Genomic DNA, 24406 nt, shown 5'->3' on the forward strand with positions numbered 1-24406 from the left:
ATTGAGCGGTTTTTTTATGTGTTGTGCAACCACAATTGATTTTAAACCAATGGCTGAACTATAGATGAAAGCGTTCTACTGCTTTTCTCAACGTGTCGGTCTGAGCGTCAAGCAGCATAGTAGATTCATTAGACTGACGCGTACTTTGGGCACTGGCGTCTGCCAAAGCAACGATTTTATTGAGACTCTCTGCCACGTCTGCTAACAATACATCCTGCTGCTGTGTATCATCCACTATGTGCTCATTAATGTCGCTTAGGCGCTTGATAATGTGCCTGATACTTTCAACTTGCTGAGATACCTGTTGAGTAATCTCTACGCCCTGCTGTGCTTGTTCTCGACCCGACTTAATGGCCTTAACCGCTTCAGCTGCATCCTTTTGTAAATTGCCAATCATTTGCTCAATTTCTTCAGTGGAGTCGTGCGTTCTGTTGGCCAGTGTTCTTACTTCATCAGCCACCACGGCAAACCCTCTGCCCTGCTCGCCCGCCCGGGCAGCCTCGATAGCGGCATTTAATGCCAACAAATTGGTTTGCTCAGCAATGGTTTTAATAACATCAAGAATGCTCCCGATACTGCGTGAGTTGTCATCGAGACGACCAATAATTTGAGCCGAACTGTCGGCCTGTCTTGCTTGACCTTCTACCTGTTGACGATTGCGTTCAACCAATTGACCAATATCAGCACTTTGCTGTGTAATGTCCCGAAGGGCGTTCATTGCATCGTTTATTTGCGCTAAATTACTCCGACTCTTGTCCTGAACGTCTTTCGTATTTGTCGAGGTAACCGTTACCTGCTCTCTTTGCTTGTCTACTTCAGATAAGCTCTTATTCCCCAGCTCGACACTTTCTTTCGTTATCTCAATTAGTCGTTTTTCTTGTTCTAAGATATTGCCCACCAGCGCTCTTAAACTGTCTGTCAAACTATTTACCTTCGCTGACAGCGCAGAAAACTCATCGCCTCCTTCTTCGGGCAATTTGGTACTCAGATCACCTTGGCTTAACAAACTGAGGCCTTTGTTGATCCGACCCAGGGGTTTAGAAATACTGCGAGTCACGATTACCGCCAAAAATATAGCCGCTATTAACCCTACAACAGCAACGACAATGTTTCGCACCAGGTTGGCTTGTACTGACTCTAAAATTCCATTCTGCCCTTCAAGTGACTGCGCTTGAACCGTGTCAAACAATGAGTTTATATCTGTCAGTGCCGTTTCAAGGGCTTGCTTAGCAAGGCGTTGTGCTTGAGCAGCATTGGCTACCTGATCAAGTTTTTCACGCTGAAGTGCAATCAGGCCATTTTCTCCATTGACTGCCTCGATGAGCAAATCGTATTGAGTATTGAAAGCTTCAACGGTGCCACCTTCGTCTACCCCAGTAGCCAATCGATTAACGTAATCTCTGTCCACTTGTAAGTTACTTAGCTGATAAGCTAAATCGTCTATAATATTTGCGCTTTGTTCAGCATTGTCAGACGCTGCCAATTCGATAAACGAATCATTCATCGTCAATAATTTATTATCGATAGCCGTACCTGCCCCAATCAAAATTTCTATATTGGGGTCGCTGGCGTCCAAATAAGATAAATCCAACATAAGCGCGCTGGCTTCATCTGCCGTCATCAGTACTTTTTCTAATTGGGAAGCAAGCATCTGTTCAATATTCATGCGCTGTTCAATTGCGCTGTACATATCATTGCTACTGCTGACATAGGCCATACTTGCTTGTACCGCGTTAGCCGCAACCTTATTGTTCGGCATTAACCGATTTAACAGTGTCAAATCGTCAGCGAACGCCTGTGAGAGAGTATTGAATGTGCCGCGGTTTGTAGTCAGTTCTTCGCTATTTTCTACGTGATATCCATTAGCTGTTATCACAGAAAGTGAAAGGATCTCCGTCTTTACTTTAACCATGCTGGTCTGTACGGGCATTTTCCGTTCCACAACGTCTTGTGCAGAATCTTTAATTCCGCTAAGACCAAAATAAGAGAGAATACTGGTAAGTAGCAGTAAGCAACCGAAGAGACCGAACCCCAGTGTGATTTTATTTATAATTGTTAACTGCATGGGCATTTCCACCGAAAAACATGCCAAAAAGAATGTGAGTGTTATCTATAGCTCTTTAAGTTTAGTTTAACAGGATGTTAATTCAATGCATCAAAAGTTTTGTTTATTTTACATATTTGTTTTACTTATCTTACACTTACAATCTGGTCAGGCCAGTAAATCCGCGGCCTTGAGCAGTTTAAAAAAATTATTGCACAACCGTGAACGGGCAAAATTTCATCGAGAAAACGAAGTTTCAACGGTTTTACTTTTAAATTGCTTCAAGTTACCTATAATAACCACCCAATACTTATTCACTCGTTCTTAGTAGGTTGTGATGGATCAAAATAAAGAATTGAAAAAAGCAGGGCTAAAAGTCACTCTGCCTCGCCTTAAAATATTACAAATTCTGCAAGAGCCAGAAAACCAACACATAAGCGCTGAAGACGTTTATAAAATATTAATCGAACAGGGTGAAGAAATAGGCTTAGCGACAGTCTATCGCGTACTGAACCAATTCGATGATGCCGGTATCCTTAACCGCCACCATTTTGAAGGCGGTAAATCCGTTTTTGAAATTAGCCACAAGGATCATCACGATCACCTCGTCTGCCTGAAATGCGGTAAAGTGATCGAGTTTGAAGATGATATCATTGAACAGCGTCAAGAAATGATTGCAAAGCAGCACAATATCAAGCTTACCCACCACAGCTTGTACCTTTACGGTGAATGCACTGAAGGCAATTGCGACGAGCCTGCTGAATAAATGGCTAACAAATAGCACAGAAAAAGCCCGCTTCAAGCGGGCTTTTTGCATTATGCGACTTAATTATCTTGGTCAGGCTTCGAATTTGAAAGCGTGATAGGCCTTGATTGCACGTTCCCACACATCGCCTACTTTTCCTGTCCCTATAGTATGGTTATCAACTTCAACAACCGGTGCCAGTTCTTTACTCGACGATGATAACCACACTTCGTCAGCATTAATTAGATCTTCTTTGTTAAACCACACTTCTTTAATGTCAAGGTTCGCTCGGCTAAAGGCTTCAATCGCTATAGCCCGTGTGATCCCAGGTAACAACTGATGATTGAGTGGTGGTGTCATAATTACCCCATCTTTTACGATAAACACGTTGCACGAACTGGCTTCCGTTATTAACCCCTCGCTATTATACAAAATGGTTTCGTTTACCCCGGCATCAACACCAGCTTGAAAGTGCATAACATTGCCTAGCAAAGACGTTGATTTAATGTGACAACGTTGCCAGCGCTTATCTTCTTGTAACGCAACCTTAAACGGCTTAACGTCTTCTCGGCTAGTGGGCTGAGGTGGCGCAATTTCAAAGGCAAAACCAAAAACAGTTGGCGCAATATTTTGAGGGTATGCATGAAAGCGCTTTGTGTCAGTACCACGACTCACGTGGAAATAGATACCAATGTTACCACTTGAAATGCTATCGCGGTTTTTATCCACTAACTGATTAAGAATATCGCGCCATGTTTCACTGTCATATGGATTAGCAATGCCTATAGCACTCAATCCTTGCGCCATACGCGCAGTATGACCTGCAAAACCCACTGGTTTGCCCAAATAAGTGGGGATTACCTCATAAATACCGTCCCCAAACAGAAACCCTCTATCCATGGGAGAAATTTTCGCCTCAGCAAGCGGTAAAAATTCGCCATTTAAAAATGCTATTGTCACATTATTTCTCCTTGTAATCGCCGACGGCGGCTTGTTGCTAATAGCCATTCAGCTCTAGCCGCTTCATCGTTTTGAAATGTAAAAGTCACGGTTTCCCCCGGCACTGCCTGTGCCAATCGATCCAAATCCAGTGGGCTTACACAACCCAGTTTAGGATATCCCCCTAATGTTTGACGGTCTCTCATCATTACAATAGGCTGCCCGTCTGGAGGCACCTGTATGGCGCCAATATGGATCGCTTCAGAGCGCATCTGGGAAATATGAGATGAAATAGGCGCGCCATTTAATCTAAAGCCCATTCTATCTATTGAAGGCGATACTGTATAAGGGCTGGTTTCGAAGATGCGCTTCGCCACTTCACTAAAGTTATCAAATTGATATCCGGGAGTGACGTGAATAGGTGCATCAAAACCATAGGTAAATTGACATTGTGGGGGAAGCGTTCTGGGGTGCCCCATTCGCTGCTGTAAGTCATTTGCGTTTATTTCAAAGCAATTTCCCGTTTCCAGTGCACTGCCTTTTGAATCGAGTCCACCTAGTCGCTCCCTTACCACTATACACGCGCTGCCGACAGCCCTTGGCACATACCAGTTTCCACAAATAGCCAAGTAAGCTTTAGCGCCAAACAGAGCACTACCAAAGGTAATTTCATCACCCGCCTTGATATATTGAGTTTGATAAACACGGCGAGATTCGCCATTAACACTCAACGTCGCTTCTCTGCCAGTGACTGCAATAGCACAGTCACTGTCAACCGTAAGGCGCATATCACCAATTGCTTCAATACAAGGTGTATTGTCTAAATTACACGCTAAAAAATTCGCCCAATTATAAGCGTCACTATCCATGGCTCCCGACTGGCAAAAACCTTCTCTTTGCCACCCTTTGCGACCATGGTCCACAATCAGACTAAAAAGGCCCTTATGGCCTATCTCAACTCTCATGATAGCTGTTAAATTCCTCTTCTGAGATAGGCACAAACTTTACTTTATCACCGGCTTTGAGCAATGACGTACTGCGGTTTGAATCATGCGTTACCATGTTAAGGGGTGTAAGGCCTAGCAGATGCCACCCCCCTGGCGATTCACTCGGATACACCGCAGTTTGTCTATCTGCAATTGCCACTGCCCCTTTCGGCACTCGTTTACGCGGGGTACCAAGACGGGCACAACTCAGCGGTTCAGGTATGTCTCCCATGTAAGCAAAGCCTGGCGCAAAGCCGACGGCATACACCTTGTATTCCATACTGGTATGCAACTGAATAATTTCCTCGACAGAAAGTGAGGTCTTTTCACTAATTACACTTAAATCACTGGCGTCAGGTGCTCCATACCAGACAGGAATGGTGGTGATAGTTTCGCTAATCAGGTGGGCGCCGTTCAGCTCGCCCCGCTCATCAACAAGTGTACGTATTGCAGAATAAACGCCATGCTTATCAATCAGCTCCATATCGAACACAATGAGCAACGAGTCGTAAGAAGGTACGCATTCTACCAACCATTGCCACGTACTATCGCCCTGTTTAATATGCTCATCAATTTGATTGAGTAACCGGTGACATGCACCATTTGCTTCATCGAGTGTTTTACCGTTGAAATACAGCATAAGCGCATCTGCACCTGCAGAAACAATTTTTTCAATATTGCCAAAAGCTTGCATGTACTATCCCAGGTAAATGTGTTCTTAATGAGGCGAAGTTATAGAAATGTTCTGATTTCGCGGGCAATGTCGACGGCCCCCATAGTGTCGCCATGAACACAAAGCGTATCAGCGTCGAGGTTGAGGATATTACCCGAACAAGTGGTGACTGTGCCGTCTTCGATCAGTTGCTTTGCCTGTGCCAACGCCGCCTTTTCGTCGAGCACGGCGCCGGGTTGCAGTCGAGATTGTAATAACCCCTCATCCGTATAACGTCGGTCTGAGAAGGCTTCAAATAGCAACGTTAAACCTAGAGTTTCGGCTTCTTTTTTGAGCTCTGCATTGCGTTCGGTAGCCTGCACCATAAGGGCATATTTTCCATGTCCAAATTCAGCGACTCCCTGAAAAACGGCCTTACGCACGTCAGCGTGTTTCATCATATCATTATAAAGTGCACCGTGAGGTTTAACATAACTGACCTCTGTACCGCACAGCGCCGCCATCCCAGCCAAAGCACTAACCTGGTACTGGATAATAGGGATTAACTCATTTGCGGGTATGCTCATACTACGCCGACCAAACCCTTGTAAATCAGGATAAGACGGATGGGCTCCAACAGCGACGTTATTTGCTTTTGCTTGGCGCAGTGCATGTTTGATCACTACCGGATCGCCCCCGTGAAATCCACACGCTATATTAGCCTGATCAATCAACGCCATAATGTCGTTTTCTACCGGCATTGACCACGCGCCAAAACTTTCACCTAAATCGCAATTTAACTTCATTGTGTTTAACTCTTACTCTCAATACTCAGTGCTAAAACTGTGGCATACATTTTCACAACCAGCCGTGCTGTATACACGCCAGTTTCTCCAAGCCACTTCGCACATGCCTCTGCCCTGATTGCTATCAAAAACCCGCATTGAGGGAATAAAAGTGTACTGCAAAGAGTGGCACGCTTTAGTATCATGTTACCTGTTCTTTTTAAAAAGTCAGTTCTAATGATAAATATTGGAAAAATTAATACATTGCGCGTAGTCGCCCAATACCCTTTTGGGTATGCGCTGGCACCACTTGTCGACACCGATGAAATGGCGGATAACGATTTTACTCGCGACAATGATGAAGAGTCATTGACCGTGACGCTCGCGATTGATGAAGTCGACACTCCTCTTAACGAGGGGCAAACACTAGACGTCTTCGTCACTGCTGATCAACGAGGTGAGCTATATGCCACGTTAAAACGCCCGCTAATTCAAGTGGGTGAAACAAAAGTGCTCAAAGCAGTGTCTGCGACAAATTTTGGTGCATTTTTCGATTGGGGGTTGAGCAATGATTTACTGATCCCCAACGACTATCAAGCTCAACCCGTTAACCCGGGTATGTACTATGTTGTCCATGCGTTTTTTGATGAAAAAACGCAAAGGGTGCTAGGAGCCACTAAACTACACTACTTCCTAAAAGAAGGAAGCCCTTATCTCAATGAGGGCGAAAGCGTTGACTGCCTAGTATACGCCAAGACTGACTTGGGTTTTAAAGTTGTTATAAACGAGCAGTGTTTAGGCCTTATTTTTCACAGCGACGCCTTTAAACCACTTAAAGTAGGACAATCCACTGAAGGGGTTATAAAAACCATTCGCACGGATGGAAAAGTAGATGTGGCATTACAGCGTGTTGATAAAGGTGGTCGTGATGCATTGCAACAGGCCATATTAGATGATTTAGAAGCCCACGGTGGCATTTCTACGCTTACCGACAAAAGTGCGCCTGAAGCGATATATTCACATTTTAACGTCAGCAAAGCAGCCTACAAAAAAGCCTTGGGGGCGCTGTATAAGCAGAAAAAAATCACCTTAAGCCCAGACGCCGTCCGTTTAAACCAAGCGCAATAACTCCTTTTACTTAAGACAATCAGGACAGAATATGAAAGCACGTGTAACGTGGGATCACGACCTTACCTTCTCAGGGGCAACAGACAGCGGTTATAACACCGTAATGGACGGAAATGGGAATGCCATATCACCTATGGAGTCAGTGTTAGTAGCTGTTGGCGCTTGTTCAAGTATCGACGTAGTAGATATTTTGAAGAAAGGCCGTCACGACGTACAAGCTTGCCACTGCGATTTAGAAGCGCAGCGCGCCGAAACTCCCCCGAGGGTCTTCACCAAAATCCATGCCCACTATACCGTTTCAGGCGAAGGGATAAGTGATAAAGCGCTCGCGCGCGCCGTCCAGCTTTCTGCGGAAAAATACTGTTCCGTTATGCTGATGCTGGCTGGCAATGTGACCATTACCACCAGCTATACTTTAGTGTAATAAACCTTAGCTTGGCGAGACTGACCAAGTGATAGTGAAAAAAGCCAACCTTTTAGGTTGGCTTTTCATTTCCACCCTTCCGAAAATATTATAACCACTTGTTTTAATTGATATTTAACATATTTTTACATCTTTGGCATATTAGCTGCTGTATGTGGTCATTATTATATAACGACAACATTGCTAGGGTTTTTAACCATGGATACTTCACTACGCACATCCCCTGTATTTTCTTCTCACGCTTTTCGTCAGCTGGTGTTAGCAAGCAGTATTATCGGCTTTACACTGGCCACAAGCGCGTGTTCCGATGCAGATGCTATTAACGCGAAAGCACAAGCAGAGCAAACAGAAGAAACTGTTTTTGCCATTCCCGTTGAGACACAAAGTATAAGAACTGGCGATATTACCTCTACCTATGACACCACGGCTATTCTAGAGGCCAAAGAAGAAGCATTCGTAGTTGCCAGAGCATCAGGCATTATTGAAGAAATTTTTGTTGAAGAAGGCGATTACGTTGAAAAGGGCCAGGTATTGGCTCAGTTGGACAAGCGCCGCTATGAGTTAAACCTTTCCAAAGCGATAGCCGATTTAACTGGCATCGAAAGTGAGCTGGAGAAGGTCAATAAAGTTTATTCGAAAAAACTTATCAGTGACGATACTTACGACAAGCTAAAAGCACAATTTGAATCTGCAAAAGCATCTGTACGCTTAGCCGAACTGGATTTAAAAGAAACTACGATTACCGCCCCTATCAGCGGATATGTCGCATCGCGCAATGCCAAAGTGGGCAATTTAACCGAATCATTCCAACGTGAACGCATGTTTCACATAGTCCAACAACGCAATTTGCAAGGCGTTGTTTACCTTCCTGAAAACGAACTGCCGAATGTGACCGTTGGTCAAGGTGCCAAACTGACTGTCGCTGCACTGGGTAATCATACTATGACGGCATTTGTACAACGGATAAGCCCAGTTATCGATTCAGCGACAGGCACATTTAAAGTCACCCTTAACGTGCCAAACGAACACAATAAACTCAAAGCAGGCATGTTTACCGATGTTTCTCTAGAGTACGCAACCCACGCCAATGCCACATTATTACCGCGTAGAGCTTTAGTGACCATAGACAATAACCACAGCGTATTTGTAGTCGACAATGGCAAGGTTAAGAAAGTCGATGTATCTACTGGCTTTGAAAACAATGAAGAAGTCGAAATCATCAGTGGTTTAAAAGGCAACGAAGAAGTTGTCACCGCAGGGCATCACAACTTAAAAGACAGTGCCCCTGTTGAAGTAGTGAACGGCTAGTTCGGATCTCACAAGGAGTTATACCTATGCGCATTGTCGATCTTGCTGTTAAGCGCCCCGTGGCAATTAGTATGTTCACCTTTGCCGTTTTGTTGTTCGGCATGGTGTCTTTAGGGAGATTATCGGTCAACTTATTACCCGATTTATCCTACCCTACCCTGACCATTCGCACCGATTACGACGGTGCAGCACCCGGCGAAGTAGAACAGTTAGTTTCTAAACCTATCGAAGAGGCAATCGGCGTTGTTAAGGGTGTCAGAAAAGTTACCTCAACGTCACGTGCAGGACAATCAGATGTCGTTCTCTCCTTCGCATGGGGTACAGATATGGATTTTGCCAGTCTGGAAGTGCGAGAAAAACTCGATGTTTTACAACTTCCACTGGATATTGAAAAACCTCGCTTGTTGCGATTTAACCCCAGCTTAGATCCGGTGATCAAATTAGGGTTAACGGCTCAGGCAGAATCTGCCACCCTATCTGAAGCACAAATGAAACGCCTTCGGTTATACGCAGAGCAGCAAGTAAAGCGCGCGTTAGAGTCTGTTGAAGGAGTAGCGGCTGTGCGTATCGGAGGGGGACTGGAAAATCAAATACACATTTTGATTGATCAGCGCAAAGCCAGTCAGCTCTCACTTCCCATTACCCGTATTATCGAGCGAGTAAGTGCCGAGAACGTCAATGCTGCCGGAGGTCGTATTGATAATGCCGCCCAAGCATTTCTGGTGAGAACCCTTAATCAGTTTGAAAGCTTAAGTGATATCGAAAACCTCTTTATCGGTCGCTTTGAAGGCAAAAACATTCAGCTTAAAGATGTTGCTGTAGTCAAAAGCGCGTTCAAAGATAGAGATGTGGTTACCCGCTTTGATGGTGCTGAGGGCGTTGAGATTGCAATTTATAAAGAAGGCGATGCCAACGCAGTAAACGTCGCCCAAAAGGTCGCTAATCGCCTTCAAGAAGTAGAGCAAAACCTGCCTAGCGGTTATGCCCTTGCGCAAGTGTACGATCAAAGTGTGTTCATCAAACAAGCCATTGATAATGTAAAGTCAGCCGCAATCATGGGCGGTATTCTTGCCATGTTAGTGTTATATCTGTTCTTGAAAGATTTTTGGGCGACCTTGATCATCTCGGTCTCAATCCCGGTCTCTGTCATTGCCACATTTAACTTAATGTATGCTAACGACATTAGCCTAAACATGATGAGCCTAGGTGGGATTGCACTGGCTGTGGGTTTGTTGGTTGATAACAGTATTGTGGTGTTAGAAAACATCGACCGTCACAAGAAACACAAACATGCCCTAAATACGTATCAATCACAAACCATCGCTGCCAGTGAAGGCACGAAAGAGGTTTCCGGCGCCATCGTTGCCTCTACATTGACCACCATGGCCGTATTTATTCCCCTTATTTTCGTAGAAGGGATTGCCGGCCAGCTATTCAGAGATCAGGCTCTGACAGTCTCCTTTGCCCTAGCGGCCTCATTGGTAGTCGCGCTTACCCTCATTCCAGCGATGGCACACAAAAAGAAAAAACAGCAACTCGATCACGAGGAAACCTTTACCTCTGAACCAAAAGCACCGCCTACCACACTACTCGGAAAAATTGTATTTTACCTAACACTCCCAATTCGTCTGGTATTTAAATTTGTCTTTGTCTTTTTGCCTGCCGCATTAGTCACCTTGGTAATTGGTACCTGGTACATTATTAGCAAAGGACTACATTTTGTATTTAAACCACTTATATGGGTGTTTAACAAAGGGTTTATGCTACTGGCATCAAGCTATGAAAAGCTGCTTGCTTTAAGCCTTCGTGCACGAACCACTGTGGTCGCCATCGCCTTTTTACTTGCCGGTGGCGCAGTAATACTTATTCCGAAGTTAGGCATGGAACTTATTCCCACCCTTTCACAGGGCGAATTTTCCGTTGAAGTTACCTTACCTGCTGGTTCTCCGCTTACCCGTACAGATGACATCATGCGCGAGTTGGCCGCAGTGGCCATGTCCCCTATAAGCGATACACCAAGCGGCGAAACTCTGGTAAAGCGCACTTATGCTATGTCTGGTACGGGTAGTCTAATAAGCGCCGCACCCAACCAAGGGGGCGATAATTGGGGCAGACTCAATATCGTTATGAAGCCCGCTGCAACCGAGCAAGACATGTTAAATGTAAAAGCCACCCTGCGCGATTACCTTGCTTTGCAGCCTCATGTACAAGCCACCTTTTCTGAGCCGGAATTATTCAGTTTTGCCTCGCCTATTCAAATAGAAATAGCTGGCTATGATCTAAATCAGCTCCAACAGTATGGGGACGCTATTGCCACTAAGCTTGCTAGCTACCCTAACTTTGCCGATGTCACTACTAGTATTAGAGACGGTAACCCTGAATTAAAAATTGCCTTTCAGCACGCCAAACTCGCCCGTCTAGGACTAGATGCCGCCACCGTTTCTGAGCTTATTGCTGCGAAGGTAGGTGGTCGCATTGCTACCCAGTACAGTGTCGAAGACAGGAAAGTCGATGTGTTGGTACGCACCATTGAAAATCAACGTGATGACATAGCCAGTGTGCGTGCCATTGTAGTCAATCCAGGCGCGTCTCAACCAATCCCTTTAAGTGCAGTGGCCGATGTGTATATGAGCGTAGGACCCAGTGAGATTACCCGTGTGGGTCAACAGCGCGTAGCGTTGGTATCGGCTAACCTAGCCCAAGGCAAGCTGGATGAAGCTGTGGAAGTGGCAAACCTCGTGCTTTCGCAAACACAACTTCCACTTTCACTGAGTGCTTCAGTTACAGGTCAAAGTGAGGATATGCAAAACAGTTTCCGCTCACTGCAGTTTGCCCTCGCTCTGGCAATATTTATGGTGTATTTGGTAATGGCATCGCAATTTGAATCGCTACTACACCCGCTGCTGATTTTATTTGCTGTCCCATTAGCTGGCGCAGGCTCTGTCTATGGCCTGTGGCTCACTAATACACCGCTTAATGTCGTCGTGTTTATCGGTCTTATCATGTTGTGCGGCATTGTGGTGAATAACGCCATTGTACTTGTCGATCGCATAAATCAATTACGCCGTCAGGGCATGGAAAAAGAAGCGGCTATTATCGATGCAGCGAAAACGCGCTTGCGCCCCATTGTGATGACCACCCTCACCACCATTTTGGGATTATTACCGATGGCGTTTGGGTTTGGTGAAGGTGCAGAGATCCGCACCCCCATGGCTATTACTGTCATCTACGGATTACTGTTTGCCAGTTTACTGACACTGGTTCTGCTGCCCGTACTTTACAGTTTGTTCGACAACAAAACTGTCGTGGCCACGGCACAGGACAATGACTTGGCACCTGACAGCCGTGACCAGTACCAAAAAGGAGGTGTGCTATGAGCACCTCCCCTACACCTCCTACAAACAGCCACCATCCGCACATGACTAAAATTGCCGGTATTGGCGCATCGCTGGCTAGGTTTGCATTAGGTAAACCGGTCACAATAGGTATGCTGTTTTTATCCATGCTGCTATTTGGTGTAGTGTCGGGACGCTTGTTACCACTGGAAAAATTTCCGGGTATCGACATCCCAGAAATGGTGGTGCAAATTCCATATCCCGATGCGACGCCGGTTGAAATTGAAACCATGATCACACGTCCTGTAGAAGAAGCCATTGCCACTATGTCTGGGATAAAGCGCTTACGCGCGCGGTCCTATGAAAACATGGCCGAGGTCATTGTAGAGTTTGACTGGGACGAAAATTTAAAAGCCAAAAGTATTGAGGCACGGGAAAAAATTGATGCCATTCGCCACGAACTTCCCGACGATATTGAACGCATAATGGTGTATAAATTTAACACCAATGACATGCCCATCTTTCAGCTTCGGGTATCCAGTGACAGAGATTTATCTAACGCCTACGACTTGTTAGAGCGCAACTTAAAACGCCCACTTGAACGGGTGCCGGGCGTGTCCAAAGTCGAACTTTACGGCACCATGAAGCGCCAGATCACTATTCGCCTTGACCCGCGAAAAATGGCGGCTTATCACATTGACGGCAACAAGCTCGAACAGCAACTTCAAAAAGCAAACTTCTCACTTACCGCTGGCTACATGTACAACAACGGCGAAAAGGTGTTAGTTAACCCAGCCGGTGAATTTACTGATGTAAACGATTTTAAAAACATGTGGGTCAATCGCAGTGTCCGCTTATCAGATATTGCTTCAGTCACCTACGAACTTCCCGAACGCAACGAAGGTCGCCATCTCGATCGTACCTTTGCAGTGGGCTTTAACGTGTTTCGTGAGTCTGGCAGTAATTTGGTTGAAGTCTCTGATGCAGTAATGAAAGTGATTGAAAAGGCAAAAGAAGACCCCGAATTTACTGGCATCAGTTTATTTGTCATGGACGATACGGCGAAAAGTGTCACGTCTTCACTGAGCGACTTACTTAATGCTGGCTTATTAGGCGCCCTGTTGTCCGTCATTGTGCTTTATCTCTTTTTACGCCAACTCACCACCACCCTCATTGTGGTTTTGTCTGTGCCTTTCTCGATATGTATTACATTAGGCGTGATGTACCTTTTAGGTTATACCCTAAATATACTGTCGTTAATGGGATTGATGTTGGCAGTAGGGATGTTGGTAGATAACGCCGTGGTCATCACCGAAAGCGTATTTCAAGAACGTCAGCACAATAGTGACGTGGCTAAAGCAACACAATTGGGTGTTAATAAAGTGAGTTTGGCCGTCATTGCCGGTACCGCTACGACAGCCATTGTTTTTCTACCCAATATCATTGGTGTAAAAATAGATGTGACCATATTTTTGGAACATGTTGCGGTTGCCATTTGTATTTCACTTTTTGCCTCATTGTTCATTGCAAAAACCCTCATCCCACTATTGACCACCAAAGTGCCGATTAAGGTTGTCAAAACTCCTACCACACCAGGTTATATTCGAGGCTATGGAAAAGCGCTTAACTGGATGCTGAAACACCAAGTAGCTACCTGTGTGATAGCCATACTCATCTTGGCATCGACGGTGTTACCCATGCAGGTAGTGACGTCCGATGAAGAAGGGAATGATAATCAGGAGCGGATTTGGCTAAATTACCACATCACGCAAAACTTCACCCTTGAAGAGGTCGAGAAGACCGTGGATAAGATGGAAGCCTATTTATATGACAATCAAGCGCGCTTTCACATCAAACAGGTCTACACCTATTTCACACCTGGCCATGCCGTAAGTGGAATAACGTTAAATGACGATCTGCCTGTGCCGGTGAGTGAGATAAAAAAAGACATTCGCGAAAACATGCCTTCTTTTGTGCGTGCGCGACCCTCTTTCCAATGGGACAGTGGTAATGGCGGCGGCGTCCGCGTCACGCTTTTGGGTGACTCCTCTGAGACTCTGTTGGATATTTCAGAGCAAATCATCCCTATTCTGGCCAATATAGAAGGTTTAGAAGATGTCAAAGCGGACACAGGCTCCACCCGCGATGAAGTGCAAATTCGCATTGACCGGGAAAAAGCCAATCGCTTTGGTATTCAAGTGAATAATGTAGCTAAGCTGATTGCGACTGCGCTTCGCGGCAGTAACTTAAGGACCTTTCGCTACGGCGACGCAGGAGAAGTCGCTGTTCAATTAAAATTTGGTAGCGACATCCAAGCCTCGCTCAGTGAGCTCAAAAACGTCAATATTGGCTTCAACCAAGGTCAGACCATCACGTTGAATATGATTGCCGATTTCACTGTTAAACCTCAGCTATCGCAAATCAATCGCAATTATCGCCAAACCGCCTTAGACATCGGCGCCAATTTAGAAGGTGAAACCACCACTGAACAAGCCCGAGAGCGCATTGAAAAGGTACTGTCGAACATAGAATTACCTACAGGCTATAAGTGGACATTAGACGGTAGCTTCTCCCGTCAGGATGAAGCAAATGCGGTAATGCAAATGAACATGCTGCTTGCACTGTGCATGATTTACGTGGTGATGGCAGCATTGTTTGAATCGCTTATCTTGCCAACCTCGGTGATCACATCGTTGCTATTTTCCTTCACAGGGGTGTTTTGGGCCTTTATGGTAACCGGCACATCCATGTCTATCATGGGCATGATTGGCATGCTTATCCTGATGGGGATCGTAGTTAACAACGGCATTGTGCTGGTCGATAGAATTAATCAGTTAATCAATGAAGGTTTATCCTTATACGATGCTGTTGTTGAAGGCTGTATGACGCGAATTCGCCCAATTTTAATGACCGTCGCCACAACAGTGCTGGGCTTGATACCACTGGCAATGGGCAGCACGCGGATAGGTGGAGATGGCCCGCCCTATTCCCCAATGGCGATAGCCATCATTGGAGGCTTGGTCTTTTCAACCCTGACCAGTTTATTTCTGGTGCCCCTTGCTTATGTACTGTTGCTCAAACTGAGATTTAAAACTCAACGTTTGTTCAGAGCAAGCTCAGCCAGAGTGGGTAAATGGATAAGTATCTAATAAGGCAGAAATAACACCTTGTTAAGTATTAACCGCGACAGTCAAACCTGTATACAGGTTTCACATTAACGTAAAAAGCGGGACGGTTTTCAAATTGAGCCAGCTCAGAGCGGCCAATTCTCAACTATCCCGCTTTTATTCATACGTTGCTAAGAACAATTTCACACTTAGTACGTGTTACACCTTCTAACTACGCGAGGTTAGATATTCATATATTGAGTTTGCATCGCGTTCAACAGAAAACTCAATAAGACTACTCCCATTGCAGGTAAGCCCCTCTTCCGATGTTACTAACCGAAGTACCTCACGTTGACTTGCCCCTATAACGCCTACATTTCGCGACAAAGTAGACCGGAGCACGCGGATATCATCGTTAATAATGGCTTTACAAAAACCTGCAAACTGCGTTTCACCCACAAAACGTACTTCTTTTTGTGGAGCAGCAGCGTTGGCACTAACTGAACATGCCATCACTGCTGTTACTGCTAATGCTTTCACTAATTTCATCTTTCTATCCTCAAGGTGGTTTCCACATTTGTGATTTATGGCAAACACGATTTCTGCATACACCACGGCGGTCCATGCACTTTATTTATGCACTAAGGATAAAAAATTTACTGTTGAAAGATTGTGTAGGTTGGGTAAAAAACCCGTAAATCAGCGTGTTACAAAATCATTAACTCTGTAAGACACTCTTTTTAATTAAGTTTTGCGTTGCACATATTCCAAAACTTAATAGCTAAATACATATATGGAACAAACTAATATAAAAACGCAGACAAAAAAGACGCCCTGAAGCGTCTTTTTTTGTAATTTTAACAAAATTAACGAAGTAAACTCGGTGAAAAACCCTTAATCAACCCGAGCATCACGTAATTAAACTACATAATTACTCATATTTCCGTTCGCGTTTAGTCTCAATAGCATCAATATAAGCATGCCACGAACCGTAACCAATTAAGGGCATCAGTACGATGAAGCCAACGAAGCCAGTAACGAAACCTATCGCCACTGCACTGAAAATGATAGCGCCCCATATCAACATGGGCACTTTATTCAACCAGACTGCATTAACACTGGTCAATACTGCCGTGGCTAAATCGACTTTGCGCTCCATGAGTATGGGCTGAGTAAAGGCGGTAACGAATAACATGGCTAAGGTAAAGCCCGCGCCTACTAATGTACCCAATGCCAAAAAGGGCAATAAGCTCTCTAAGTCATTTTCGATGTACGGAGGGTACAAGGCGTGAATCAAGGAGGCGACTCGTAACCAGAATATCATCATCACCATGAGTAAAATGGCAAATCCCCATTCATTAAACGCATTGCGACGCATTGCACGCAAAGAATGGCGAAGTGTGGGTTTGTGGCCTTTTTCCATTTCCCAGCTCACATCGTAAAGCCCCGCGGCTAAAAAAGGACCCACTAGCATAAAGCACACGATGGCAGGCAGGATCACCAAATGCCACCCTGTCATTTCAACCAGATACATAATAAACCACGGTATCACCGCAAACAGCACCCCGTAAAACACAGTTAATCCAGGTGCTCGCAAAGCGTCTCTTAGCGCAAGTGACAACCATTTGATGGGATCGCCTACGTCTAATTCCTTGCAGGGAATGACACGGGCTATACCGCTCTGTGTAATCGCATTTTCTGGTGTCTCTTTAAAATGGTGCGACATATTTAAATCACCTCTGCTCATAAACCTATTCATTACCAACGCGTTTTTATCGCGCCTTATTACTACGATAGGCACAGAATGAAAAGTTCACAAGATTTTTACAAAGATTTTATATTTAAATCACATTAAAAATATCCATCCTCTTTTGCGGTTAAATTTCACTCGAACAGACAGAAAAGTAAGCAGAAAGTGTCGAAAGTGGGGAAAATACCATCGCATCTATGAGAGCTTTGCGATAATCTCAGGGTATGTAAATCAACCAGATAGACCATGAAAACTGTATCTCGCTCACATAAATTAGATAATGTTTGTTATGACATTAGAGGCCCTATTGCAGCACAAGCGCGCAAAATGGAAGATGAAGGTCACCGAATTCTGAAACTGAATATCGGCAACCCTGCCCCATTTGGATTTGAAGCCCCTGATGATATTGTCAAAGACGTTATCCATAACCTGCCAACGTCCCAAGGATACTCTGACTCGACAGGAATTTATGCCGCCCGCGTGGCCGTGATGCAGTATTACCAACAGCGCAACATCAAAGATATACGCGTCGATGACGTTTACATTGGCAATGGCGTTTCAGAACTTATCATGATGGCGATGCAGGCATTGCTCAACCACGGTGATGAAGTGTTGATCCCCAGCCCAGACTATCCATTGTGGACGGCTGCGGTAAGTTTATCGTCGGGGTCACCGGTCCATTATCGCTGTGACGAACAAGCTGGCTGGTTTCCTGACTTAGACGACATCAAGAGCAAGATCACCAGTAAGACCCGCGCGATTGTTTTAATTAACCCCAATAACCCTACTGGGGCCGTTTACGACGAAGCGTTATTAAAAGAGATTGTTGAAATTGCACGTCAGCATGGGCTGGTGATATTTAGTGACGAAATTTATGACAAAATTTTGTATGACGATGCCAAACACACCAGCATTGCTTCACTTGCTGACGACGTGTTTTTTGTCACTTTTGGTGGGCTAAGCAAAAACTACCGCGTAGCTGGGTTTCGTTCTGGTTGGCTCGTAGTGAGTGGGAATAAACGACTAGCAACTGACTATATAGAAGGATTGAATATTCTTTCTTCAATGCGTATGTGTGCCAATGTGCCCTGTCAGAGTGCCATTCAAACCGCGTTAGGTGGGTATCAAAGTATCGACGACTTGGTCAAAGAAAACGGACGCCTTCGCATTCAACGGGATGTCACCACAGACATGCTGAACGGCATTGACGGAATCCATTGTGTTAAGCCCAAAGGTGCCATGTATTGTTTTGCACGGGTAGATGAGAAGAAGTTCAACATTCAAAATGACGAACAGATGGTATTGGATCTGCTGAGTTCGGAAAAAATCCTGCTGGTACACGGCCGTGCGTTCAACTTAAAAGAAGGGATCTATTTCCGTCTGGTATTCTTACCGCATAGTGATGTACTAGTACCGGCGCTACACCGTATCGGCAACTTTTTCAGAACTTATAAACAAGGGGCATAGTGTGTCAGATAAGAGCCACTTTTTTGCTCACTTGGCGCGTTTAAAGCTAATTAACCGCTGGCCACTGATGCACAATGTAAGAACCGAAAATGTGCAGGAGCACAGTTTGCAAGTGGCTATGGTCGCCCACGCACTGGCGTTAATCAAAAACAAATTTTTTGGCGGAACATTAAACCCTGATCGCATTGCGACTATGGCAATGTTTCACGATGTATCTGAGGTACTGACTGGGGATCTGCCTACCCCAGTAAAATACTTTAACCCCGCCATCAAAGCAGAATACAAAAAAATTGAGAAGATCGCGGAAAACAAGCTCATTGAAATGGCGCCAGAAGCCTTTCGCGACGACTACGCCGCACTGATTGATTCGCATTACCACAGTGAAGAAGAAGCGTTTCTTGTTAAAGCCGCTGACGTGCTATGCGCCTATTTAAAAACCTTAGAAGAACTCACTGCAGGCAATCAGGAATTTAAACTGGCTAAAAAGCGCCTGGATAAAATATTAAAAGACTATCATTCAGATGAGGTAGATTACTTTTTAACCCGCTATGTACCCAGTTTTTCACTCAGTTTAGACGAGATCACCCAAGACGAAATGTAACAAACGAAGGATGTTGTTGTGACGATAGCGAAATGGGAAGAAGCATTACACGAGCGCCGCTTACCGCGAAGTGTCAGTCGCGATGGCGATCATAGAAACCCTTATCAACGGGACAAGGCTCGGGTATTACACAGTGCGGCATTTAGGCGTTTGCAAGCCAAAACGCAGGTACTCGGTGTGGGACTGAGTGACTTTTACCGTACCAGACTTACCCATTCACTCGAAGCCGCTCAAATTGGTACAGGCATTACTGCACAGTTGTGCGGTAAATTTCCCGATATAGCGAATACCCTTGCGCTCGATCCCACCTTGATAGAAACCTTGTGTCTTGCCCATGATATTGGTCACCCGCCATTCGGTCACGGAGGCGAAATTGCCCTCAATTACATGATGCACGACCACGGCGGATTTGAAGGCAACGGACAGACCTTTCGCATTATTACCCAGCTAGAGCCCTACACTGCTGAGCATGGTATGAACCTCTGCCGACGTAGTGTTTTAGGGCTGGTAAAGTACCCCAATTTTATTGATACATTACACAGTAGCACTGTGCCACCAAAGCGTCCCCTGTCACTACGGCAAGTAAAGGCTGACGAATGGCATCCGCCAAAAGGCCTTTTTCGCTGCGATGAACCACTTTTTGACTGGTTACTCGCACCGTTTAGTCAACGTGATAAAGACAGGTTGATGCAATTCAGCACCAAAGAGAATGGCCACAGCAAAACGCAATTTAAATCCTTTGATTGCTCTATTATGGAATTGTCTGATGACATTGCTTATGGCATTCACGATTTAGAAGACGCCATTGTGATGGATATGGTGCATAAGCATCACTTTGTCGATGATGTCACTTTACCCATTAAGGCGCTTGATGTCCCCTGGCTTTCGCAAAACATTGAAAAATTAACTGACAAACTGTTTAGTGCTAAGCACCACGAAAGAAAGAACGCAATTGGTGCGCTGGTAAACAGCTTTATAACGGCAATAGAAATTCAAGCTGTCGATGGCTTTACACATCCCCTTTTGGCGTTTAACGCCACAATGCCGTTTCATTTTGCACAGGCCCTGGAGCTGTTTAAACGATTTGTGTTTACAAAAGTGATACGCCGCCCCGATGTGCAGCTTTTAGAATACAAAGGCCAGTTGGTTGTGATGGAACTGTTTGAAGCATTTGCGTCTGATCCTTGCCGATTGTTACCGGAAAATACCCAACTTCGTTGGCGCAAAGCGCAAGGATCTGGCAATGGTATGCGTGTGCTGGCTGACTATATTTCTGGCATGACTGATGAATTTGCTTCACGTCTTTACGCCAGCATTTTTTCTCCTAAACAAGGTGGTATTCAAGATAGCTTTCACATGTAGTACTAACGCCCCCGTCTACCATGCATGCTTACACCATATCGCGGCTACAACTTAACTTTCTGAAATAAAAAATATGTGATCTCGGTCTTACTTTAAGCATGCGTTATTTAAAACAAAACCTTATGACGCAGGTTTCGTATTTAAACGTATTTGCTAGAGATAGCAGTAAGCAATGCGGGCTAGTACGTGTCGTGTTGGTAGCCGTTGTAATCTTGTACAGTAAAAAGAGGTAGAGTAATGCCCAAGCCATTTAAGCCCTCAGTAACATTAACTGATAACGACGTAACCGATGAAAGTATTTATTTCAATCGTCGAACCCTGCTCAAATCTATGGGCTTTATTGGCGCATCTACCCTCTTGGCTAATTCAGCCAGCGCAGCGGGGTGGTTTGGGGATGACAAAGAAGATACTCCATCTCGAACCCAGCCTTTGGACTTTACACAACCAGCCAAGTATCAAATTGAAGAAACCAGAACACCTCAGCACAAGGTAACCACATACAATAACTTTTACGAGTTTGGCACGTCCAAAGATGCGCCGGCCAAACGTGCCTCAGAGTTTCAGACTACACCCTGGACATTAACTGTCGATGGAATGGTGAAAAATCCCATCACGCTGGATCACAACGCACTGACCACCCGTTTCCCTCTAGAGGAACGTATTTATCGTCTGCGCTGTGTAGAAGCATGGTCGATGGTGATCCCTTGGGTAGGATTTGAACTTGCGTCGTTAATCAAACAGGCCGACCCTCTGATGTCGGCAAAGTATGTAGCTTTTGAAACGCTTTACGACCCAAAACAGATGCCGGGTCAGCGAAACCGATTTACCGGTGGTGGTATCGACTATCCCTATGTAGAAGGGCTACGATTAGATGAGGCGATGCATCCTTTAACCCTTTTGTCGGTTGGGTTATACGGTAAAACACTCCCTCCCCAAAATGGCGCCCCCATTCGCTTAGTGGTGCCGTGGAAATATGGTTTTAAAAGTATTAAATCCATTGTTCGCATAACGCTGACAGACAAACAGCCTCCCACAACGTGGAACCGTTTGGCGTCAAACGAATATGGCTTTTATGCCAATGTTAACCCAAAGGTTTCTCATCCCAGATGGAGCCAGGCTAGCGAGCGCAGAATTACCTCGGGTGGATTGCTTACCCGTAATCGGATAGCGACCCAAATGTTCAACGGGTATGACGAAGTGGCTCCGCTATATGCCAATATGGATTTAACCCGTTTTTATTAGGGTAACGAGTACAGGACCGTTTGTTGTATGCCACTATGTAGCAAACCACTGCGATTAAATGTATGGCAACGCCGGGCAATAAAAGGGGCTGTCCACGGGTGGGCGCTTGGTTATTTAATGTGGTTATTTTTTGCTGGGATTACTGACACACTCGGGCCAGATCCTGTCAATACCCTGTTAAATCAAACCGGTATCTGGGCTATACATTTACTGCTTATCACGCTGACCCTGAGCCCCTTAGCCAAAGCGTTGCCCAGTCCAGCGCCTATTCAGTTTAGGCGTTTAGTTGGTGTATACAGCTTTGTATATGCTTTCGCCCACCTCTTTACCTATATCACCTTTGAGCTACAACTGGACATGGCACTGGTGATGAACGAGTTGCTCAGCCGCCCCTATATCGTAGTAGGCATGGTAGCTTTCCTCCTATTACTCGCGCTCTCCGTCACGTCGTTTAAGGCAATTCAAGTGCGAATGGGTCAACGCTGGCAACAGCTGCATAATAGCGTCTATCTTATTTTGATTTTGGTTTTAGTTCATTTCAGCTGGTCGCAAAAAACAATATGGCAGGAACCAATTTGGTACTGGTTAGTGGGGTTATTGCTGCTTATACCACGCATCAAACATAAAGTAAGTCGAATTAAGCGCGCCCATCGAGCCAAGGAATGAGCCTTTACACCATGACCCTATCGCTCACGCCTGTTAGTCTTTGCTATACGTTAGTAGCCACCCGTACGCTATATAGACAAAGCAAATGTTAATAGGTATTGAGATCCTAACTTAGTACGTACAACAATATGGCATAGCGCCCTGCTTTACTGATGATCACCGCTACTGTAAAAAAGGCGAAGTGGCTTCTCAAAACACCAGCTACCAAAGTGATAGGATCGCCAATCACAGGCACCCAGGATAAAAACAAACTCCATTTACCCCAGCGAGAGAAAAAAGCCATAGCGCGATTAAATGATGCCTCTTTCACTCGCAACCAACGAGTGGCAGCAACTCTACCGTACTTTCTGCCTAGCGCATAATTCACAAGTGATCCCAACACATTGCCTATTGACGCCACACTCCATAACGCAACAGGGTGAAAACCACCGCCATACAGCCCTGTTAAGACCACTTCAGAACTTAAGGGCAAAATAGTGGCCGCCAAAAAAGACGATATAAACATGCCCACATAACCCAGGCTAAAAAAACTAATCAATCCTGAATCCTATTGATGTAATGAAATTGCTTGCAATGAGCACGCCTAAAAACGATTGAAATATAATACTACTGAGCCAATAAAAAATCTTTATTTTAAAGCACTTACCTTACCTCTCTAGCGTTGAACGAAAAAAACACAATTAATGACTTGCAAAAACCACTAACAAGGAATACTGTACACACATACACACTGTATAAAACAACAGCTTAATTATTTCCGTTAAAAGGGGATGGCAATGAACACATCAACTGTTTCACGAATCAATGCGCTACGTACATCGGTTTCTTCTAAAGCGGTTTCAAATGTTGTACAGCTTCCGCTTCCGTTTGAAGGTTATCCTGGCGAAGGTAATCGCGGTACGGGTAAAGGTTGGAGTTATTTACTTTCCGATACCGTTGGTTTTGCAAAAGGTGTCGACCACGCCATCCGCATTCAGAAGCCTGAGAAAGAAAAAATACCTGAATGGATCAGCAAGCTCATTACCGGTGGCCAATGCCAGACCTTATATGTGGAAAATATTGATTTAGACCTACAACCCACTGACAGTGAAATGATAAGAAAGCTTTGCGAACTTTATTCGGTAAGCTTGGTAAACATTAAAGTTAATAGTGCTTCATTGGGGCAAAACGTAGCCATTGGTCCCTGGTAATACTGAAAGACAATACTGAAATATTTGGGTAGTGCATAAGTTAATACTATACTGAGCCCCTCAGTTTATATACGGTAATATCTTAGTAATGCGTTGTTATTGTTGTTCAACACTTCCCTTTAAATCATGTTGTGAACCCTTTATTAAAATGGACGCACTCCCCCACAGTGCAGAACAACTTATGCGTTCACGCTTTTCGGCCTATGCGTTACAAAACTACGCTTATATTTTAGATACGTATGCTGAAAACGAGCGGCAAGGGTTATCGATCACTGAGTTAAGTGAAAGCGCGAAAGGGGTTCAGTGGTTTGCATTACAAATAAACCATGTATCTACCGATACCAGCTTTACTGCATCTGACGAACCTGACTTAGTGGATTCTGTGGAATTCACCGCTTACTATTTCGAAAATAATCACCTGTACCAACTTCATGAAACCTCTTACTTTGTCAAAGAACAAGGGGCGTGGCGTTACCGTGACGGCGTGCTACATGACGACTGCGGAAAATTAAAGTACGGGAGAAATTTACCCTGTTTGTGCGGTAGCGGTAAAAAATTTAAGCAATGTTGTTCCACCAAAATTCGGTAATCACTTCATTCAGTGTCTCTAGGGCCGGCTGACCTTTGGTGTACAAATGTCGGTCTAAATGGAAGGCTTTTAGTCGCGAAATCCAC

General features: G+C 44.9%; 21 protein-coding genes. 13 read left to right on the forward strand and 8 right to left on the reverse strand.

All coding sequences use genetic code 11. The features are described from left to right. Positions 1 to 58: 58 nt before the first annotated feature. Complete coding sequence (locus tag ACMCM8_RS08540) at positions 59 to 2065, reverse strand: methyl-accepting chemotaxis protein (RefSeq protein WP_412727386.1); 2007 nt, start codon at positions 2063 to 2065, stop codon at positions 59 to 61. A 316-nt stretch (positions 2066 to 2381) separates the two neighbouring features. Between ACMCM8_RS08540 and fur the strand changes: the two genes are divergently transcribed. Next, positions 2382 to 2810, forward strand: a complete 429-nt coding sequence (fur, locus tag ACMCM8_RS08545; protein ID WP_412727388.1) for a ferric iron uptake transcriptional regulator — start codon at positions 2382 to 2384, stop codon at positions 2808 to 2810. A gap of 72 nt (positions 2811 to 2882) precedes the next feature. On the opposite strand, the gene ACMCM8_RS08550 is transcribed toward fur, so the two are convergent. The 4 genes from ACMCM8_RS08550 to ACMCM8_RS08565 are packed head-to-tail and all read right to left on the reverse strand — an operon-like array spanning position 2883 to position 6172. Next, a complete protein-coding gene (locus tag ACMCM8_RS08550; protein WP_412727390.1) occupies positions 2883 to 3749 on the reverse strand; it encodes an aminotransferase class IV in 867 nt (288 codons plus the stop codon). Next, complete coding sequence (locus tag ACMCM8_RS08555; protein ID WP_412727392.1) at positions 3746 to 4693, reverse strand: biotin-dependent carboxyltransferase family protein; 948 nt, start codon at positions 4691 to 4693, stop codon at positions 3746 to 3748. The genes ACMCM8_RS08550 and ACMCM8_RS08555 overlap by 4 nt, the downstream gene beginning before the upstream one ends. Beyond that, on the reverse strand, positions 4683 to 5408 hold the full coding sequence (gene pxpB / locus ACMCM8_RS08560; protein ID WP_412727394.1) for a 5-oxoprolinase subunit PxpB: 726 nt from the start codon (positions 5406 to 5408) through the stop codon (positions 4683 to 4685). The genes ACMCM8_RS08555 and pxpB overlap by 11 nt, the downstream gene beginning before the upstream one ends. A 38-nt stretch (positions 5409 to 5446) precedes the next feature. Beyond that, positions 5447 to 6172: a 5-oxoprolinase subunit PxpA gene (locus tag ACMCM8_RS08565; protein ID WP_412727396.1), complete on the reverse strand. Its 726-nt coding sequence runs from the start codon at positions 6170 to 6172 to the stop codon at positions 5447 to 5449. Positions 6173 to 6388: 216 nt separating this feature from the next. On the opposite strand from ACMCM8_RS08565, the gene ACMCM8_RS08570 reads away from it, so the two are divergent. The 5 genes from ACMCM8_RS08570 (at position 6389) to ACMCM8_RS08590 (ending at position 15495) form a co-directional block, all read left to right on the forward strand. Further along, positions 6389 to 7279, forward strand: a complete 891-nt coding sequence (locus tag ACMCM8_RS08570) for a CvfB family protein (protein WP_412727398.1) — start codon at positions 6389 to 6391, stop codon at positions 7277 to 7279. A 31-nt stretch (positions 7280 to 7310) separates the two neighbouring features. After that, the gene (locus ACMCM8_RS08575) at positions 7311 to 7703 is read left to right on the forward strand and encodes an OsmC family protein (RefSeq protein ID WP_412727400.1); all 393 of its coding nucleotides are present in this window, start codon (positions 7311 to 7313) and stop codon (positions 7701 to 7703) included. A gap of 198 nt (positions 7704 to 7901) precedes the next feature. Continuing rightward, the gene (locus tag ACMCM8_RS08580; RefSeq protein ID WP_412727402.1) at positions 7902 to 9011 is read left to right on the forward strand and encodes an efflux RND transporter periplasmic adaptor subunit; all 1110 of its coding nucleotides are present in this window, start codon (positions 7902 to 7904) and stop codon (positions 9009 to 9011) included. A 26-nt stretch (positions 9012 to 9037) separates the two neighbouring features. Next, positions 9038 to 12388, forward strand: a complete 3351-nt coding sequence (locus ACMCM8_RS08585; protein WP_412727404.1) for an efflux RND transporter permease subunit — start codon at positions 9038 to 9040, stop codon at positions 12386 to 12388. Between the two features lie 41 nt (positions 12389 to 12429). Continuing rightward, positions 12430 to 15495 (forward strand): efflux RND transporter permease subunit, encoded by a 3066-nt coding sequence (locus ACMCM8_RS08590; RefSeq protein WP_412727658.1) that lies wholly within the window; start codon positions 12430 to 12432, stop codon positions 15493 to 15495. A 186-nt stretch (positions 15496 to 15681) separates the two neighbouring features. Here the strand turns inward: ACMCM8_RS08590 and ACMCM8_RS08595 are convergent, their stop codons facing one another. Further along, a complete protein-coding gene (locus ACMCM8_RS08595; protein ID WP_412727406.1) occupies positions 15682 to 16002 on the reverse strand; it encodes a DUF3718 domain-containing protein in 321 nt (106 codons plus the stop codon). Between the two features lie 382 nt (positions 16003 to 16384). Continuing rightward, positions 16385 to 17179: a DUF2189 domain-containing protein gene (locus ACMCM8_RS08600; protein WP_412727408.1), complete on the reverse strand. Its 795-nt coding sequence runs from the start codon at positions 17177 to 17179 to the stop codon at positions 16385 to 16387. A 270-nt stretch (positions 17180 to 17449) separates the two neighbouring features. Here ACMCM8_RS08600 and ACMCM8_RS08605 point away from each other — a divergent pair, with 270 nt between their 5' ends. From ACMCM8_RS08605 to ACMCM8_RS08625, 5 genes are all read left to right on the forward strand, one after another. Beyond that, complete coding sequence (locus tag ACMCM8_RS08605; protein ID WP_412727410.1) at positions 17450 to 18670, forward strand: pyridoxal phosphate-dependent aminotransferase; 1221 nt, start codon at positions 17450 to 17452, stop codon at positions 18668 to 18670. A 1-nt stretch (position 18671) separates the two neighbouring features. Next, entirely contained in the window at positions 18672 to 19271 is a 600-nt protein-coding gene (gene yfbR, locus ACMCM8_RS08610; RefSeq protein WP_412727412.1) for a 5'-deoxynucleotidase, read from the forward strand. An 18-nt stretch (positions 19272 to 19289) separates the two neighbouring features. Further along, a complete protein-coding gene (locus tag ACMCM8_RS08615) occupies positions 19290 to 20633 on the forward strand; it encodes an anti-phage deoxyguanosine triphosphatase (protein ID WP_412727414.1) in 1344 nt (447 codons plus the stop codon). Between the two features lie 237 nt (positions 20634 to 20870). Beyond that, positions 20871 to 21875, forward strand: coding sequence for a protein-methionine-sulfoxide reductase catalytic subunit MsrP (gene msrP / locus ACMCM8_RS08620; RefSeq protein WP_412727416.1), 1005 nt, complete (start codon positions 20871 to 20873; stop codon positions 21873 to 21875). Positions 21876 to 21902: 27 nt separating this feature from the next. Next, on the forward strand, positions 21903 to 22541 hold the full coding sequence (locus ACMCM8_RS08625; RefSeq protein ID WP_412727418.1) for a sulfite oxidase heme-binding subunit YedZ: 639 nt from the start codon (positions 21903 to 21905) through the stop codon (positions 22539 to 22541). 106 nt (positions 22542 to 22647) lie between these two features. On the opposite strand, the gene ACMCM8_RS08630 is transcribed toward ACMCM8_RS08625, so the two are convergent. Then, the gene (locus tag ACMCM8_RS08630; protein WP_412727420.1) at positions 22648 to 23079 is read right to left on the reverse strand and encodes a YqaA family protein; all 432 of its coding nucleotides are present in this window, start codon (positions 23077 to 23079) and stop codon (positions 22648 to 22650) included. Positions 23080 to 23317: 238 nt separating this feature from the next. Here ACMCM8_RS08630 and ACMCM8_RS08635 point away from each other — a divergent pair, with 238 nt between their 5' ends. Together ACMCM8_RS08635 and ACMCM8_RS08640 are read left to right on the forward strand one after the other, a co-directional pair. Then, positions 23318 to 23731, forward strand: a complete 414-nt coding sequence (locus tag ACMCM8_RS08635) for a deoxyguanosinetriphosphate triphosphohydrolase (protein ID WP_412727422.1) — start codon at positions 23318 to 23320, stop codon at positions 23729 to 23731. Between the two features lie 148 nt (positions 23732 to 23879). After that, positions 23880 to 24320, forward strand: coding sequence for a YchJ family protein (locus ACMCM8_RS08640; RefSeq protein WP_412727424.1), 441 nt, complete (start codon positions 23880 to 23882; stop codon positions 24318 to 24320). The last annotated feature ends 86 nt before the right edge of the window (positions 24321 to 24406 follow it).

Origin of the sequence: Alteromonas sp. D210916BOD_24 (genome assembly GCF_047159385.1) — a bacterium.
GTDB lineage: Bacteria > Pseudomonadota > Gammaproteobacteria > Enterobacterales > Alteromonadaceae > Alteromonas.

Excerpts from the sequence above, each read along its gene's own strand:
- ACMCM8_RS08540 (WP_412727386.1), bottom strand. The coding sequence starts at position 2,065 with ATGCAGTTAACAATTATAAATAAAATCACACTGGGGTTCGGTCTCTTC.
- fur (WP_412727388.1), top strand. The coding sequence starts at position 2,382 with ATGGATCAAAATAAAGAATTGAAAAAAGCAGGGCTAAAAGTCACTCTG.
- ACMCM8_RS08555 (WP_412727392.1), bottom strand. The coding sequence starts at position 4,693 with ATGAGAGTTGAGATAGGCCATAAGGGCCTTTTTAGTCTGATTGTGGAC.
- pxpB (WP_412727394.1), bottom strand. The coding sequence starts at position 5,408 with ATGCAAGCTTTTGGCAATATTGAAAAAATTGTTTCTGCAGGTGCAGAT.
- ACMCM8_RS08565 (WP_412727396.1), bottom strand. The coding sequence starts at position 6,172 with ATGAAGTTAAATTGCGATTTAGGTGAAAGTTTTGGCGCGTGGTCAATG.
- ACMCM8_RS08570 (WP_412727398.1), top strand. The coding sequence starts at position 6,389 with ATGATAAATATTGGAAAAATTAATACATTGCGCGTAGTCGCCCAATAC.
- ACMCM8_RS08575 (WP_412727400.1), top strand. The coding sequence starts at position 7,311 with ATGAAAGCACGTGTAACGTGGGATCACGACCTTACCTTCTCAGGGGCA.
- ACMCM8_RS08580 (WP_412727402.1), top strand. The coding sequence starts at position 7,902 with ATGGATACTTCACTACGCACATCCCCTGTATTTTCTTCTCACGCTTTT.
- ACMCM8_RS08585 (WP_412727404.1), top strand. The coding sequence starts at position 9,038 with ATGCGCATTGTCGATCTTGCTGTTAAGCGCCCCGTGGCAATTAGTATG.
- ACMCM8_RS08590 (WP_412727658.1), top strand. The coding sequence starts at position 12,430 with ATGACTAAAATTGCCGGTATTGGCGCATCGCTGGCTAGGTTTGCATTA.
- ACMCM8_RS08595 (WP_412727406.1), bottom strand. The coding sequence starts at position 16,002 with ATGAAATTAGTGAAAGCATTAGCAGTAACAGCAGTGATGGCATGTTCA.
- ACMCM8_RS08600 (WP_412727408.1), bottom strand. The coding sequence starts at position 17,179 with ATGTCGCACCATTTTAAAGAGACACCAGAAAATGCGATTACACAGAGC.
- ACMCM8_RS08605 (WP_412727410.1), top strand. The coding sequence starts at position 17,450 with ATGAAAACTGTATCTCGCTCACATAAATTAGATAATGTTTGTTATGAC.
- msrP (WP_412727416.1), top strand. The coding sequence starts at position 20,871 with ATGCCCAAGCCATTTAAGCCCTCAGTAACATTAACTGATAACGACGTA.
- ACMCM8_RS08625 (WP_412727418.1), top strand. The coding sequence starts at position 21,903 with ATGCCACTATGTAGCAAACCACTGCGATTAAATGTATGGCAACGCCGG.
- ACMCM8_RS08635 (WP_412727422.1), top strand. The coding sequence starts at position 23,318 with ATGAACACATCAACTGTTTCACGAATCAATGCGCTACGTACATCGGTT.
- ACMCM8_RS08640 (WP_412727424.1), top strand. The coding sequence starts at position 23,880 with ATGGACGCACTCCCCCACAGTGCAGAACAACTTATGCGTTCACGCTTT.